The sequence below is a fragment of the Cronobacter dublinensis subsp. dublinensis LMG 23823 genome (assembly GCF_001277235.1).
In the GTDB taxonomy this organism is placed as follows: Bacteria; Pseudomonadota; Gammaproteobacteria; order Enterobacterales; family Enterobacteriaceae; genus Cronobacter; species Cronobacter dublinensis.
Map to the genome: position 1 here is coordinate 3,818,862 of NZ_CP012266.1, position 15,138 is coordinate 3,833,999.

Below are 15,138 nucleotides of genomic sequence, written 5' to 3' on the forward strand. Positions count from 1 at the left end.
GCATCAGCTTACCAGCGCGTTTACCCGGCTCAGCCACTGCGCGATGCCCGCGTCGAGTTCGGCGTCGCTCAGTACATGGGTGCCCTGAATCAGCGCGGGCGTCTGCCAGACCATGCCGGTCATGTTGGCTGTCGCGCGGAACGGCAGCCAGAATTCTTCAATCGGATACCGGTTGTAGCCCTGCGGCGAATACGCCTGCGCGTTGCCGCCGGTCGAGACCATCAGCATAAACGGCTTACCGTGCAGGCGGTCGCCGCCGCTGCCATACGCGAAGCCGTGCTCCAGTACGTGATCCTGCCACTCTTTTAAAATCGCGGGCGCGCTGTACCACCAGAACGGGAACAGCATGACCACCGCGTCATGCGCCAGCAGCAACGCCTGCTCACGCTTCACGTCAATCCTGAAATCCGGGTACTCGCGCATCAGTTCATGCACCGTCACCTGCGGCAGCGCCTTCAGCGCCTCGATGGCGGCGTGGTTGACGCGCGATTCATCCGGGTAACGGTGCCCGGCCAGTACCAATACTTTTTTCATTTTTTCTCTCCTCAACGGTGATGTTGAGGTAATGTTGGCACGACGCAGGGTTAACCTGTAGCGCGGTTCCGGGCATATCTGTTTCAACCAAAGGTATCAACCATGACGCTGACTTCCGATGTACACCGCCTGCTGCCCGCTTTTCTGGCCGCCGCGCAGAGCCAGAGCTTTTCCGCCGCCGCGCGCCTGCTGGGCGTGACGCCCGCCGCCGTGAGTAAAAGCGTGCGCCAGCTGGAAGCGCGGCTCGGGCGCGTGCTGTTCCAGCGCAACACCCATTTTGTGGTGCTGACGGAAGAAGGCGCGGCGCTGCGCGACCAGGTGGCGCCGCTGTGGCACGCGTTGGATCAGGCGCTGGAAAAACCCGCCGACGAGCCGCAGGGGCTGGTGCGTGTGAGCGTCATTCCGGGCTTCGGCCGCTATCTCCTGATGCCGGAACTGCCCGCTTTTCAGGCGCGCTACCCGCAGGTACGTCTGGATCTGGCGATGGATCCGCGCCGCGTCAATCTGATTGGCGAGCGGATCGACGTGGCGGTCGGCCAGCGCACCGTGCAGGACAGCCGGGTAGTGACGCGCGAGATCCGCCCGATGCGCATGATGCTCGCCGCCTCCCCCGCTTATCTGGCGCGCTTCGGCACGCCGCAACGCCCGCAGGATCTTGTACATCACCACTGTCTCGTACACCGCAATCCCGGCAACGGCAAGCTGCAAAGCTGGCTTGCTGACGAACTGGCGATGGAAGAGCAGCATGCGTTTCTTATCAGCACCTTTCCCGACGTGCTGGTCGACGCGGCGCTGGCGGATATGGGCATCGTTTCGCTCGCCGACTGGTATCTGGCTCCGCCCGTCGCCTCGGGCCGCCTCGTGCCGCTGATGGAGGCCCACTGGCCCGCGCCGCAGCCGCTATGGGTGAAATATCCGCACCATCGCCTGGCCCCGCGCGTGCGGGCATTTGTCGACTTTTTAATCGAAAAATTCACGGCGTAAATATTTCGCATCCGTCAGCGCAGACGCCGAGCGCGCTCGCCGCTTTGCTTTGTCCTGCATCAATAAAAACGCAAACTTGTTTGATGCAAATCACTATATATAGACATTAAAATCCAGCGCGGCCCAATATCTTGTTATTTCAGGCTACCCTTTCAACAATCCGGCATTGCTGAAAACGACGCAACGCTGTGGATAAAACGGGCCGGCTTCGCCGTTACTGAGGGGTTATCGGGAAGATACCGCTCATGCCGCACGACGAAGATTCTGTGGATAACCTGTGCTTAATATGGAGTGATCATGACACCGCATGTAGTGAAACGAGACGGGTGTAAAGTACCTTTCAATTCAGCGCGCATTCACGAAGCGATTCTTCGTGCGGCGCAGGCAGCGGGAGTCGATGACGCAGACTATTGCGCCACCGTCGCAGAGATCGTCAGCAGTCAGATGCAGCATCGTCGGGAAGTGGATATCCACGAGATCCAGACGGCGGTAGAAAACCAGCTGATGGCGGGCAACTACAAGCAGCTGGCGCGCGCGTATATTGAATATCGCCACGACCGCGATATCGCCCGCGAAAAACAGGGTCGCCTGAATAAAGAGATCCGCGGCCTGGTGGAGCAGACCAATTCGGCGTTGCTGAACGAGAACGCCAACAAAGACAGCAAAGTCATTCCCACCCAGCGCGATCTGCTGGCGGGCATCGTCGCGCGCCACTACGCGCGTCAGTACCTGCTGCCGCGCGATGTCGTGCAGGCGCATGAGCGCGGCGACATCCACTATCACGATCTTGACTACTCGCCGTTTTTCCCGATGTTCAACTGCATGCTTATCGATTTAAAAGGCATGCTGACGCAGGGCTTTAAGATGGGCAACGCCGAGATTGAACCGCCGAAATCCATCTCAACCGCGACCGCCGTGACGGCGCAAATTATCGCCCAGGTGGCGAGCCATATTTACGGCGGCACCACCATCAACCGCATCGACGAAGTGCTGGCCCCGTTTGTCACCGCAAGCTATAACAAGCATCGCCAGGTGGCCGAAGAGTGGCAGATTGCGGACGCGGAAGGCTACGCCCGCGCGCGCACCGAGAAAGAGTGCTACGACGCGTTCCAGTCGCTGGAATATGAAGTCAACACGCTGCATACCGCCAACGGCCAGACGCCGTTTGTTACCTTCGGATTCGGGCTCGGCACCAGCTGGGAATCACGCCTGATCCAGAGTTCGATCCTGCGCAACCGCATCGCCGGGCTTGGCAAAAACCACAAAACGGCCGTGTTCCCGAAACTGGTGTTCGCCATCCGCGACGGCCTGAATCATAAAGCCAGCGACCCGAATTACGACATCAAACAGCTGGCGCTGGAGTGCGCGAGCAAGCGCATGTACCCGGATATCCTCAATTACGATCAGGTCGTGAAAGTCACCGGCTCGTTTAAAACGCCGATGGGCTGCCGCAGTTTCCTCGGCGTTTATGAAGAGAACGGCGAGCAGATCCATGACGGGCGCAATAACCTCGGGGTTATCAGCCTGAACCTGCCGCGCATCGCGCTGGAAGCGAAAGGCGATGAAACCGTGTTCTGGCAGCTGCTGGATGCGCGCCTGACGCTCGCTCGCAAGGCGCTGATGACGCGTATTGCGCGTCTCGAAGGCGTGAAAGCGCGCGTGGCGCCCATTCTGTACATGGAAGGCGCGTGCGGCGTGCGTCTCAAACCCGATGACGATATCGCGCAGATTTTCAAAAATGGCCGTGCGTCCATTTCACTCGGCTATATCGGTATTCACGAAACCATTAACGCGCTGTGCGGCAATCAGCATGTATATGACAGCGACGCGCTGCGCGCCAAAGGCATTGCGATTGTCGAGCGTCTGCGTCAGGCGGTGGATGAATGGAAAGAGGAGACCGGCTACGGGTTTAGCCTCTACAGTACGCCGAGCGAGAACCTGTGCGACCGCTTCTGCCGCCTCGATACCGCCGAGTTCGGCGTGGTGCCGGGCGTGACCGATAAAGGGTATTACACCAACAGCTTCCATCTGGATGTCGAGAAGAAGGTGAACCCGTACGACAAAATCGATTTCGAAGCGCCTTACCCGCCGCTCGCCAATGGCGGATTCATCTGTTATGGCGAATACCCGAACCTTCAGCATAACCTCAAGGCGCTGGAGGACGTGTGGGATTACAGCTATCACCACGTGCCGTATTACGGCACCAATACGCCGATTGACGAATGTTACGAGTGCGGCTTCACCGGCGAGTTCGAGTGCACCAGCAAGGGCTTTACCTGCCCGAAATGCGGCAACCACGACGCCACGCGCGTTTCCGTCACCCGCCGCGTATGCGGTTATCTCGGCAGCCCCGACGCCCGTCCGTTCAATGCCGGTAAGCAGGAAGAAGTGAAGCGCCGCGTGAAACACCTCGGCAACGGCCAGTTGGGTTAACGCCGTTTGCCACGTCGCGACAGTCCCCAGGGCGGGTAAGCGCAGCGCACCCGCCATGCCGCGCGACAGCCCCCGGGGCGAATACGCGCAGCCAACGCCGCTATGGTGTCCATTGAGAAGCGATTTCGCAAAGCAATTGGCGTCAGAGCAAGGCGGCAAGCGAACGAGTCCCCGGGAGCTTACTCCGGTAAGTGCCCGGGGCGAATACGCGCAGCCAACGCCGCTATGGCGTCCATTGAGAAGCGATTTCGCAAAGCAATTGGCGTCAGAGCAAGGCGGCAAGCGAACGAGTCCCCGGGAGCTTACTCCGGTAAGTGACCGGGGCGAATGCGCGCAGCCAACGCCGCTATGGCGTCCATTGAGAAGCGAAAATGAATTATCACCAATACTACCCGGTTGATGTCGTCAACGGCCCCGGCACCCGCTGTACGCTGTTTGTCGCAGGCTGCGTCCACGAATGTCCGGGCTGCTATAACAAAAGCACCTGGCGGCTCAATTCCGGCTCGCCGTTCACCGACGACATGGAAAACCGCATCATCCGCGATCTCAACGACACCCGCGTCAAACGCCAGGGGCTCTCGCTCTCGGGCGGCGATCCGCTGCACCCGAAAAACGTGCCGACGGTCCTGCGACTCGTCCGTCGCGTGCGGGCTGAATGCCCCGGCAAAGATATCTGGGTCTGGACGGGATATAAAATCGATGAGCTGAACGACGCCCAGCGCGAGGTCGTGGCGCTCATCAACGTTCTGGTCGACGGCAAGTTTGTTCAGGAGCTCAAAGATCCGGCGCTCATCTGGCGCGGCAGCAGTAACCAGGTTATCCACCGGCTGCGCTGAGCGCCGCGGCCACGCTATCCGAATCACGCCTCTTCGTGCGCAAACCGCCGCTAAAAGCGGCTCAGACACGCCATCGCCACCTCGTGAAAATGAGCGAAATCGCGACACGTTTGTAGCTGCTGCGCCGCGCGTTCGCGCAAAAACGTCACGAACAGATCGTAAATCGTCATCGCCTCTTCATATTCGCGCTTGCTGATGGCGAGCAGGAAAATCACGTGCGCCGTCTCTTCGCCCCAGGCTATTCCCTGCGGCGCCAGCACGGTGTAGACCACGGTTTTGCGCGCCATCAGACCGAGCGAATGCGGCAGGGCTATCCCGTCGCCAAGCATCGTGCTGACAATCGCCTCACGCTCCACCACCGACGGCAGAAAATCCGCGTCCACGTAGCCCTCCCGCTCCAGCTCTCCACACAGCTGCGTAAAGAGTTCCTGCTGGGTCATGGGCCCTTCCACCACGCGAAAATGGCGAGCGTCAAAATATTTCTCCAGCATCCAGGGCCGGGTGCGGTCCACCAGCACCAGCTTGCCTATCTGTTCCAGCTGGAAATCGGTCGGAAACGGCGACATCACCACTACCGGCTTATCTTTTTCGGCGACCCGCGCGGTAGAAATCACAAAATCCTCGGCGATGCTGGCGCGCTGTTCATAGTCGCGCAGCGTGGCGATTTCGCTCACTTCGAGCTGCGGATATCTGCGCAGCAGCATCGACTGGATCATGCGCACCGTGGAGTTGCCGGTGTCGCACACCAGCAGCACGCGCGGATTGCGCTGGTAGCCCACGTTATAGTGGCGCTCCAGCCCGACGCCGATATGCAGCACCAGAAACCCCACCTCGTTTTCGCTGATTGTGTAAGGCGTATATTTCCCCCAGCCAGACACTGCCGCAAGCGTCATATCCCAGGCCATCGGGTAGTGCTGTTTTATGTTGCCGAGCAGCGGGTTAGGAATGTTTATCTGGTAGCGCACGCGGGTGATCATGGTGCGGATATGGGTCAGCAAATCGGCGCGCAACTGCTCGTCGGTCAGCAGGTTGTAGTTATAGTGCGTGTTGATATAGCGCAGGATGTAGCCCGCCAGCGCTTCGGCGTCATCGGCGCTGATAGCGCTGGGCTCCAGCTCCTGCACCTGCCGCGCGGCGATATGCACCCGTAGCCAGTTCTCTTCGGCATCCGACAGCGGCTTACCGCACAGCGTTTGCAGCAGGGCCGCAATATCGCGCGCCGCCGCGCGCACGCTCTCATCGACATCGTCCGCCACAAATTCAGACAGTGGATAGCCCTCGCTGATACGCCGCACCGCCACCGCGCAGTAGAGCCGGATAAACTGTTCGCCTTCGTCGGTGAAGCGCAGGCGCGCGCGCGAGAAAATCGCCGGCAGCCCGCCGCCGAGCCGCTCCTGCACGCCGGCGTTCAGCGCCTCTTCGGTAATCAGCGGGTTGGCGCTGTCCTGCTGGGCGAGCTGCCAGAGCAAGTCCGTCAGGCAGGCGCGCAGCGCCATCTCGCTCCCAAAGAGCTTCATACCGTGGCGCGGGCGGGTCTCCAGCGTCAGGTTATAGCGGGTGAACAGCTCGCGCACTTCCGTCATGTCGCTTTGCAGCGTGGCGCGGCTGACAAACCATTCGTCGGCGAGATCTTCAAGCTTCAGGGCAAACGCCGCCGTCAGAAAACGCACCGCCAGGTAGTTAACGCGCTCCGGCGCGGTGCGCGGAATGCGCAGCGCGTTCGGGCGGCTCGCCTGCAACGCCTGATACCGCCCCGGATCGTCGACGTTCAGCTGATAGCCGCTGCCGCGATTAAGCACCAGCTGGACGCCGTGCTGGCGCAGCAGTTCATTGAGCGCGCTGATATCGGCGCGCACGGTACGCGTGGTGACGTTTAACCGGCGCGCCAGCTCATCCTGCGGCAGCGCTTCGTTTTGCAGCAGATCAAACAGCCGGGACAGACGTTGACTCGGGAATCGCACACCGGTTTCCTCTCGTTGAACGGGCGCGCCATCGCGCCCGCGGACGGCGTCAGGCAGGGTTTATATTTATCACGGTGATAAATATATTCTCCAGCCTTAACGTAAAAGCGCTTACCCCACCCGCTCGCGCGTCATCGCCAACAGGCGGCGCACATCCTGCGGGCGCGTATCGCCGCTGGTTTTGTCGATGATCGAACTGTAAATATGCGGGATCACTTTGCTCACGCCCGCCTCCAGCGCGATACCCAGGATCTCCGAAAAGTTCGCCAGATCAATGCCGCCGGTCGGCTCCAGCCAGAAGTCGTGACGCGCGCACGCCTGCGCCACCGCCTGATACTCTTCGCGGCAGGCGAGCCCGCCCATCGGGAAATATTTCATCGAGCTGCCGCCCATATCCTTCAGCAGGGCAATGGCCGTTTCTACCGGCACGATGCCGTCGGGCGCGGCGCTGCTCAGCGGGCCGGTGGAGATTTTCACCATGCCGGGCGTGCCGGTCGGCGACACCAGCCCGTTGACGACGGTCTCCCGCTGCCCGAGCAGCGCGCGGCTCGTCCCCACGCCGGTAAAAACCTGATTCACATGCTGCGGCTGTAGTTCGCGCGCGATAGCGCTGACCATCGCCGACTGGTTCGGATCGCCTGCGCCAAGCCCTACAGACAGCGCATTATCGATACGTGCCGCGTAGTCGCGCATATCCGTGACGGCGCTCGCCACATCGGGATAGTTTTTGGACAGCACGCCCACCAGCACATGCCCTTCGGCGGCTTCATAAATCGCGCTGGCGTTTTCCTTAGAGCCCGCCAGCACGTTCAGGCAGACGCGATCGCGGTAAAAATTCGGGGTGAGTTTCATGCGGGCGTCTCCTGATTCAGCACGTCGCGAATGCGGCGCAAAACAATCGCCAACTGGGCGGCGCTGACGCTGCGCACGTCGGCTTCGATGATGCCCTCGTTGGCCTTGTAGCCGCGAAAGTAGATGGCGTATTCGCCCTGTTTCAGCGCGCTGACCAGATCGCTCGTCGGTACGCCGGTCGCGGCGTCGTCGAATGTCATCTCGCAGCGGGCAATGTCGCGTCCGGCGCTGTCCCATACCACGCGGGCCGTCACGCCATTCAGCGTGTTGAGCTGGTCGATAAACGGCGTCATCTTCGCGACCATCTCCGCCCCGCTCTCTTTCGGCGCGCTGAGGTAGTGTTCAATGGCGCAGGTCAGGCCGAGAATGCCCTCTTTGCCGACCTTCATGGCGCGTCCGATACCGTTCGCCTGGCGTTTTACCCACTCCACATACTGCGTTTTGCCGATAACCAGCCCGCTGCTGGGCCCTTCAATGGCTTTAGCGCCGCTGTAAATCACCAGATCGGCGCCGGCGCGGTAGTAGCACTGCAAATCTTCTTCGGCGGCGGCATCGACGATAAGCGGCAGCTGATGCGCCCGCGCCACTGCCGCCGCCTGCGCCACGCTCAGCATACTTTTTTGCACGCAGTGGTGGGATTTCACATAGAGAATTGCCGCCGTGCGCGGCGTGATCGCGGCAGCCAGCTGTTGCGCCGAGCACTCATTGGCGTAGCCCGCCTCGACCAGCTTTCCGCCGCCCAGCGCCACCATCGTGCCCACCGGCGCGCCGTAGTTCACGTTGTGGCCTTTCGGCAGCACAATCTCGTTTTGCGCCATCGCGGTGGTATGCAGGTTTTCAAGAAGCCAGTCGCTCTCTTTCACCAGCACCGCCGCCACCGACTGCGCGAGGCCCGCCGACGCGCAGGAGACGACCGTCGCCGCCTCCACATCCAGCAGGCTGGCGATGTAAGCGCCGGTTTTATTCACCAGATCTTTCATCTCGAAATAGTGATTAAGCCCTTCGGACATGGCCTCAACCACGGCCTGGCGCGGTGTGGAGACGCCTAAAATCGTCATGCGCCCGGAGGCGTTGATCACCTGTTTTAAATCATATTTTTCATACACTGAAGGCATGTTCCGCGCTCCCTTGTTCGGTCATGTGCCAGACGCCCGCGCGCACGGCGGCAAGCGGCACCAGTAAATGTTCGCCCTGCAGGCTCTGGTCGTCGGCATCGGTAAACCGCGCCGGCTGGCGGCGCAGGTCGAAAATGGTCAGGTCAGCGTGCGCGCCTGGGGTCAGGCGGCCTTTATGTTCAAGACGCAGCGCCTGCGCGGCATGCAGCGTCACGCAGTCAATCACCTGCGGCAGCGACAGGCCGATGGCGAGGAATTTCGACATCACATGGGCCAGGCTTTTCACCGGGCCGTTAATACGGTTGCGGCAGTAGATGTCCGAGCTAATGGTGTGCGGCACAATGCCCTGTGCGATAGCCTGGCGCGCCACCTCAAAGCTAAAGCTGGCGCTGCCGTGGCCCACGTCCAGCCGCACGCCGCGCCGCAGCGCGTCGCTGATGCTGGTGCGAAGCGCGCCCTGCGGCGTCAGAATGCGGTTCGGCTTACCGTTAAAGCAGTGGGTGATAATGTCGCCTTCGCATAACCGCGCGGCGATGTCATCGAGCGGCGGCGGGCCGTTGCCGATATGCACCATCAGCGGCAGATTGCCGTTCTCCTGCTGAATGGCTTTGGCACGCTCAAGCGGCGCGATGCCGTTGTCGCCCACCACGCTGCTGCTCATCCGCGCCTTCAGGCCAACGATAAAATCGGGGTGACGGGCGATGGCGTCGCGCGCGGCAACAGCGTCGATATTCGCCATATCCGCAAGCTCATTCTGGGCGATTAGCCCGACCTTCGAGATATTGAGCAGCGCCAGCACGTCAGTCGCGACGCCGCGCGTCAGCGCGTAAAAGTCGTCAATATCGTTCGCGCCGGTGCTGCCCGCGTCCACGACCGTCGTGACGCCCGTCGCGATACCGACCGCGTCCGGCTCATCGTGATAAATCGGCGATTTCGGGTAGCAGTGGACGTGCAGGTCTATCCAGCCGGGGCTCACGTAATGTTCGCCGTTGAGCTCGCGCGTCTCGCACGCCGCGCCGGAAACCTCGCCAAGCGCGGCGATGACGCCGTCTTTAATGGCGATATCCGCCAGCGTGTCGTCCACCAGCCGCGCCTGACGCAGGATCAGGTCAAACATAGGCACTCCTTAAGGGCGGGCGCCGCAGCGCTCGCGCGGTTAACCGATCGCGACCGGGAACAGCGAGCCCAGGATCATCGCGCCGAGAATAGCGCCGCCGGTGATAGGCTTCTGCCAGAGGTAGAACAGCAGCGCGCCGACGAGCGAGCCGATGCCGATAGGTATCGACGCCGTCATCGCGCTCAGGATAATCAGCGGCCCGAGAAAGCGCCCGGAGGCGTTGCCCGCGCCCATCATGACGTCCGCCCCGTAGGTGGAGTCGCTCTGGTTGATGGTGAATTTACGCGCCAGAATGATGACGTAACCGATAGCGAGGCCAATCAGCAGCCCGGTCGCCAGCGAGGCGGCGAAGTTCGCCACCGGGAAGACAATGCCCGCGCCGAGCAGCAGCGCCGGAACACCGAGCCCTACGCCGGTCTGGATGGCGCCGCCGATATCCAGGATCCCTACCAGCGAACCTTCGATAATGCGCGCAAAGAGAAAACTCGCGCCGAACGCCGCCACCGCGCCGTAAACGCCCGTGTCGATCCCGGCTTTGAGCATCGCCACGAACGCCACTTCGTTAAACGCGCCGATGCCGTAGAGGTAGTACATGTGCGTTCCGGCGAACACGCCGGAGGAGAGCAGGCCGACGAAGATCGGGAATGACCAGTCGGCGTACCAGAAACCTTTGTTCTCTTCCATTACGCGCTCCTTATTTGCCGCTCAGCGAGTTGTGGATAAGACTGAGCCAGTCCGGCACGGTCAGGTGGAAAGATTCGATCATTTTCATGTCGAAGCCGCGGAAGAAGGCGCTCAGCACAAACAGCAGCACAATGGCGACCATCATCACTTTGGTGACGCGGTTCCAGCCGCTCTCCTCGACGCCTTTGCCGATAAGAATGCCAAGCACCAGGCCCGGTACGGCGTTGCCCATAATCAGCTGCGCCGCGCCGCCGAAGACGGTAGCCCAGAAACCCGATTTTTTACCGGCGTCGATAGCGGCCAGCCAGAAAATCACCGGCATGACTGTATTCACAAGCAGGTTGGCGGCAGGCACCAGCACTTTGACGGCGGTCACCTGTAAGGCTTCCGGCACGGCAGAGGCCGTGGTATTCAGGAACGTGACGACCGCCATGCCGATAAGCCCGCAGGCGATAGCCATTTTTTTCGGATTGTGCAGGGTTTCGCCGAGGTTGCGGTTTTTCACCATCAGCGCCGCCGCGCCCCAGTTGGGGATAATGCGGTGGTCCACATCCTGCGTGAACGCGCCCGCCGCGACGGACGAGGCCCAGGCGTTAAAGAAGAACCCTAACCCAAAGGAGAAATGCGAGGCCGGATCGCCTTCGCAGGCGTTCAGCTCGCCGAGGGTACGAAAGGCGCCCATCCCCTGCGTGGTGGGCGCATGAAACATGCGTGCGGCCCCGGCGCCCACGCCAACGCCGACCAGGCCGCCGATGATGAGCGATTTTATTAAAATTATCAGGAACATTCGTCTGCCCTTATAGTAACGATCAGCTGTGTTGCGTGACGAAATCCACCTTGTCGAGATTGATGGCGGTCACGTTGACGGTCACCTCCAGCGCCACGCTGAAAGTCCGTCGTTCCCGGCGCAAAAAGAAAAACAGAAACGCTTCTTTGCGCACCGTTTCCCGCGCATGAACAACCTGCACCTCCTGTGGCTCAATGCGCAGTAAGATGTGCGGCGAGGCTTTCATCACCGCCGCCTGAACCTGATTTAAGGCATCGGCAAACGCGCGTGCGCGTGCCTCGCCTTTGCCTTGCACCGTCACCGTGGTGGTGAATTGTTCTTTCATACGTTATGCGCCGTATTTCTTTTTCCAGGCTTCCACCAGCCGCTCGCCCAGCTCTTCTTTATCCATAAAGCCGAAGCCCAGCACATTGCAGCCCTCGTTGATGGCGGTGACGCCCTCTTCGACAGAGCGCATACCATATTTGGCTTTGTACCCATGTTTGGTTTGCGCGGTGATAGCGCCTGCGCCGCCGCTGCCGCAAAACGAGATGCCGAACGTCGCGCCTTCGGTTTTCATGACGTCGCCAAGCTTCATATCTGCCGCCACACCCGGTACCACCACGGCGCGTCCGCCCGCCTTTTCGACCCCCGCCGCCACTTTCTGGCCTTTGCCCAGACGATCGCCAATCACTACCGTAATCTGTTCCATGGTTCGCTCCTGAAGGTTAAAGATTCTCTTTCGCTACCTCGAAGTGCACCGACAACAGCCAGGCCTCTTCATCGGGCAGGTTGCCGAACTGCGCCACAATTTCACGCGCAAGCGTCATAGAGGCTGGGGAGATCTCCTCAAACAGGCTCTCTTCGACTTCCGGCAGCGGCTCGCCCGTCACCGCGCGGTGCGCCATGGCCCGCACATGCGAGCTGAGCATCTGCCGCTGCACGGCGTTCGGCGCTATCTGGTGACGTTCGAGCAGCGCGTAAACCTCGCCAAGCATCCGCTCGGCAAGCGTCGCGGCGCATTCCGTGTGTTGACATCCCGCGTTGTTCATTACCGCTCCGTTATTCACTCTGCATACCTGGTTGATTGCGCTGAAGTCACAGTAGCGGCGGGTGTTAAAGGTTTGTAGCGAGTTGTTTTCCACTTCGAAGTGGAAAGGAGAACGGCGGCAGTGATCCGTCCCACATAAAATCTGTGAATAGATATAAATCACTAGATAAATGTGATGAATGTCACCAGGTGGGGGGTCAGCAGACCGGAAAAGAAAATATCGGGCTTGCGACGCCGCGCGTGAAAGACAGCGGTGAATAAGCGTTGCTTATGGCAGTGGGAAAACGAGGGGAACGCGGCGGCGAACCGCCGCGCAGAAAGGGGCTTAACGGTATTTCTTGTGATAGGTGTTGCGGGTGGTTTTGAAGTCTTCGGCGCTCACCTGCGCCTCTTTGATTTTGCCTTCATCAACCAGCTTCAGCGCGCCGTCAATCTGGCCTACCAGCGTGTCGAGACCGTGGCGGAAATCTTTCATTTCCGGGCTGTCAGCCGGTTTATCTTCAAGTTTCGGCGGGGTTTCCTTTTTGGCTTCCAGCGCCGCCTCACGCATTTTCGTGAGCGCCGTTTTCATCTCTGCCGCATCGCTGGTTTTCTGCACGACTTTCAGGTTTTCATTGAGGGTGTCCATGTTGTCTTCCAGATCCGCCCACGCCGCGGCGCTGGTGAACAACAGAGAGGAGACCGCTAACATCGCTAACGCTTGCTTACGCATTGACTCACCTTTTTATTGTTATGACGAAAAAAAGGCGCCGCAACGGGCGCCCTTGCCTTACTCACCGGCGATTTTCATCTCCGGCAGCAGTACTGAACCACACTGAATATTGCTACGTGTTTCAATATCGTCACCAATGGTAACCATATTGCGCCACATCTCTTTGAGGTTGCCGGCGATGGTGATTTCGCTCACCGGATACTGGATTTCACCGTTCTCCACCCAGAAGCCCGCCGCGCCGCGCGAGTAATCGCCAGTGATGCCGCTGACACCCTGACCCATCAGCTCGGTCACGACAAGACCGGTACCCATCTCTTTCAGCAGTTGCTCAAAGCTCAGGCCGCGCCCGTTGATGCGCCAGTTGTGGATGCCGCCCGCGTGACCAGTGCTTTTCAGCCCCAGCTTGCGCGCGGAGTAGTTGGTAAGCAGCCACTGTTGCAGCACGCCGTCTTTGATAATGTCGCGGCGCGAGGTCGCCACGCCTTCGCTGTCGAACGGCGTTGAGGCGAGACCTTTGCGCAGGTGCGGATGCTCTTCAATGGTCAGCCACTCCGGCAGGATCTGTTTGCCGAGCGAGTCGAGCAGGAACGTCGATTTACGGTATACCGCGCCGCCGCTGATCGCGCCGACCAGATGACCAAACAGCCCGGTCGCCACTTCGCGGCCAAAAATCACCGGCGCTTTCATGGTCGGCAGTTTGCGCGGCGAGAGGCGGGACAGCGTGCGGCGGGCGCACTCTTCACCGACCCACTCCGGCGATTCCAGATCGCCCAGCGCGCGGCCGATGGTGTAGGCGTAGTCGCGTTCCATGTCGCCGTTTTCTTCCGCGATAACGCAGCTGGAGAGCGAATGGCGCGTCGAGCTGTAGCTCTGCAGCATGCCGTGGCTGTTGCCGAACACTTTGATGCCGTAGTGACTGTTAAAGCTGCCGCCTTCGGTGTTGGTGATGCGTTTATCCGCTTTTAAGGACGCCTGTTCGGCGCGCGCGGCGTACTCGATAGCCTGTTCCGGTTCGATTTCAGCCGGGTGGAAGAGGTCGAGATCCGGCGCGTCAAAAGCCAGCAGATCTTTTTCCGCGACGCCTGCGTACGGGTCGGGCGAGGTGTAACGGGCGATATCCAGCGCCGCCTGTACGGTACGGGCGATAGCGTCCGGGCTTAAATCGGTCGACGAGGCGCTGCCTTTGCGGTTCTGATGATAAACCGTGATGCCAAGCGCGCCGTCGCTGTTGAACTCGACATTCTCCACCTCACCGTAGCGGGTGCTGACGCTAATGCCGGTCGTTTTACTGACCGCCACTTCCGCGCCGTCCGACTTGCCGGACGCCAGCTCCAGCGCCTGAGAAACCGCCTGTTCCAGCGCTTTGCGCTGCGCTTCAACTTGTGTGATTACTTTCATCGCGAGTGCCATAATGTAAGGTGAAACTTCAAAGCCACATTTTGTGAGTCTAACAGAGAACCATTTCGCAGTGCGCGCCTTAACTGGTAGTATTAGCCTCTTTTTTGAGGAGCCTGAGATGACAAAGCAGCCCGATGACTGGCTCGATGAAGTGCCCGATAACGAAAACGATGACGACGATGATGAGATTATCTGGGTCAGCAAAAGTGAAATTAAACGCGATGCCGAAGAGCTGAAGCGCCTTGGCGCTGAACTGGTGGATCTCGGTAAAAACGCGCTGGAAAAAATCCCGCTGGATGACGATCTGCGCGCGGCCATTGAACTGGCGCAGCGTATTAAGAAAGAAGGCCGCCGCCGCCAGATGCAGCTTATCGGCAAAATGTTGCGTCAGCGTGACGATGAGCCGATTCGTCAGGCGCTGGATAAGCTGAAAAACCGTCATAACCAGCAGGTGGCCCTGTTCCACAAGCTGGAGCAGCTGCGCGACCGCCTGATTGAAGAAGGCGACGACGCGGTGCCGGACGTGCTGAACCTGTGGCCGCAGGCGGATCGCCAGCAGCTGCGTTCGCTCATCCGCAACGCCAAAAAAGAGAAAGAAGGCAATAAACCGCCGAAATCCTCACGTCTGATCTTCCAGTATCTGCGCGAACTGGCGGAAGGCGAGCAGTAATCCCCACGGCTCAGGCGCTGCCTGA

At 60.2% G+C, this 15,138-nt stretch carries 16 protein-coding genes; 4 read left to right on the forward strand and 12 right to left on the reverse strand.

The window, feature by feature from the left end; all coding sequences use genetic code 11:
- Positions 1-3: 3 nt before the first annotated feature.
- The gene (locus tag AFK67_RS17665) at positions 4-534 is read right to left on the reverse strand and encodes an NAD(P)H-dependent oxidoreductase (protein WP_007722790.1); all 531 of its coding nucleotides are present in this window, start codon (positions 532-534) and stop codon (positions 4-6) included.
- Positions 535-636: 102 nt separating this feature from the next.
- On the opposite strand from AFK67_RS17665, the gene AFK67_RS17670 reads away from it, so the two are divergent.
- The 3 genes from AFK67_RS17670 to nrdG all read left to right on the forward strand — a co-directional run bounded on the left by AFK67_RS17670 (position 637) and on the right by nrdG (position 4,787).
- Positions 637-1,518, forward strand: coding sequence for a LysR family transcriptional regulator (locus AFK67_RS17670; RefSeq protein WP_007722788.1), 882 nt, complete (start codon positions 637-639; stop codon positions 1,516-1,518).
- Between the two features lie 297 nt (positions 1,519-1,815).
- Complete coding sequence (gene nrdD, locus AFK67_RS17675) at positions 1,816-3,951, forward strand: anaerobic ribonucleoside-triphosphate reductase (protein WP_032967264.1); 2,136 nt, start codon at positions 1,816-1,818, stop codon at positions 3,949-3,951.
- A 371-nt stretch (positions 3,952-4,322) separates the two neighbouring features.
- Positions 4,323-4,787: an anaerobic ribonucleoside-triphosphate reductase-activating protein gene (gene nrdG, locus AFK67_RS17680; protein ID WP_032967262.1), complete on the forward strand. Its 465-nt coding sequence runs from the start codon at positions 4,323-4,325 to the stop codon at positions 4,785-4,787.
- A gap of 50 nt (positions 4,788-4,837) precedes the next feature.
- Here nrdG and AFK67_RS17685 read toward each other — a convergent pair whose 3' ends face one another.
- From AFK67_RS17685 to pmbA, 11 genes are all read right to left on the reverse strand, one after another.
- Positions 4,838-6,748: a BglG family transcription antiterminator gene (locus AFK67_RS17685; RefSeq protein ID WP_038884535.1), complete on the reverse strand. Its 1,911-nt coding sequence runs from the start codon at positions 6,746-6,748 to the stop codon at positions 4,838-4,840.
- Between the two features lie 111 nt (positions 6,749-6,859).
- Positions 6,860-7,600, reverse strand: a complete 741-nt coding sequence (dagF, locus tag AFK67_RS17690; protein ID WP_038884537.1) for a 2-dehydro-3-deoxy-phosphogluconate aldolase — start codon at positions 7,598-7,600, stop codon at positions 6,860-6,862.
- Entirely contained in the window at positions 7,597-8,715 is a 1,119-nt protein-coding gene (locus tag AFK67_RS17695) for a DgaE family pyridoxal phosphate-dependent ammonia lyase (RefSeq protein ID WP_007722777.1), read from the reverse strand. Before AFK67_RS17695 ends, dagF begins: the two co-directional genes overlap by 4 nt.
- Complete coding sequence (locus tag AFK67_RS17700) at positions 8,699-9,832, reverse strand: amidohydrolase/deacetylase family metallohydrolase (RefSeq protein WP_007722774.1); 1,134 nt, start codon at positions 9,830-9,832, stop codon at positions 8,699-8,701. The genes AFK67_RS17695 and AFK67_RS17700 overlap by 17 nt, the downstream gene beginning before the upstream one ends.
- Before the next feature lie 39 nt (positions 9,833-9,871).
- Positions 9,872-10,516 carry a DUF4310 family protein gene (locus tag AFK67_RS17705; RefSeq protein WP_038869929.1) on the reverse strand — a complete coding sequence of 215 codons (645 nt, stop codon included), beginning with the start codon at positions 10,514-10,516 and terminating at the stop codon, positions 9,872-9,874.
- A 10-nt stretch (positions 10,517-10,526) separates the two neighbouring features.
- Positions 10,527-11,303 carry a DUF4311 domain-containing protein gene (locus AFK67_RS17710; protein ID WP_007722767.1) on the reverse strand — a complete coding sequence of 259 codons (777 nt, stop codon included), beginning with the start codon at positions 11,301-11,303 and terminating at the stop codon, positions 10,527-10,529.
- Positions 11,304-11,325: 22 nt separating this feature from the next.
- Positions 11,326-11,628 (reverse strand): DUF4312 family protein, encoded by a 303-nt coding sequence (locus AFK67_RS17715; protein WP_007722763.1) that lies wholly within the window; start codon positions 11,626-11,628, stop codon positions 11,326-11,328.
- Positions 11,629-11,631: 3 nt separating this feature from the next.
- Entirely contained in the window at positions 11,632-11,994 is a 363-nt protein-coding gene (locus AFK67_RS17720) for an SFCGS family glycine-rich protein (RefSeq protein WP_007722760.1), read from the reverse strand.
- A 16-nt stretch (positions 11,995-12,010) separates the two neighbouring features.
- Positions 12,011-12,352, reverse strand: coding sequence for a glycine dehydrogenase (locus AFK67_RS17725; protein ID WP_071602243.1), 342 nt, complete (start codon positions 12,350-12,352; stop codon positions 12,011-12,013).
- A 306-nt stretch (positions 12,353-12,658) separates the two neighbouring features.
- Positions 12,659-13,045: a cytochrome b562 gene (gene cybC, locus AFK67_RS17730; RefSeq protein WP_007722755.1), complete on the reverse strand. Its 387-nt coding sequence runs from the start codon at positions 13,043-13,045 to the stop codon at positions 12,659-12,661.
- A 57-nt stretch (positions 13,046-13,102) separates the two neighbouring features.
- Entirely contained in the window at positions 13,103-14,455 is a 1,353-nt protein-coding gene (pmbA, locus tag AFK67_RS17735) for a metalloprotease PmbA (RefSeq protein ID WP_032967260.1), read from the reverse strand.
- A 106-nt stretch (positions 14,456-14,561) separates the two neighbouring features.
- Here pmbA and yjgA point away from each other — a divergent pair, with 106 nt between their 5' ends.
- The gene (gene yjgA, locus AFK67_RS17740; RefSeq protein WP_007752525.1) at positions 14,562-15,113 is read left to right on the forward strand and encodes a ribosome biogenesis factor YjgA; all 552 of its coding nucleotides are present in this window, start codon (positions 14,562-14,564) and stop codon (positions 15,111-15,113) included.
- Positions 15,114-15,138 lie beyond the last annotated feature (25 nt).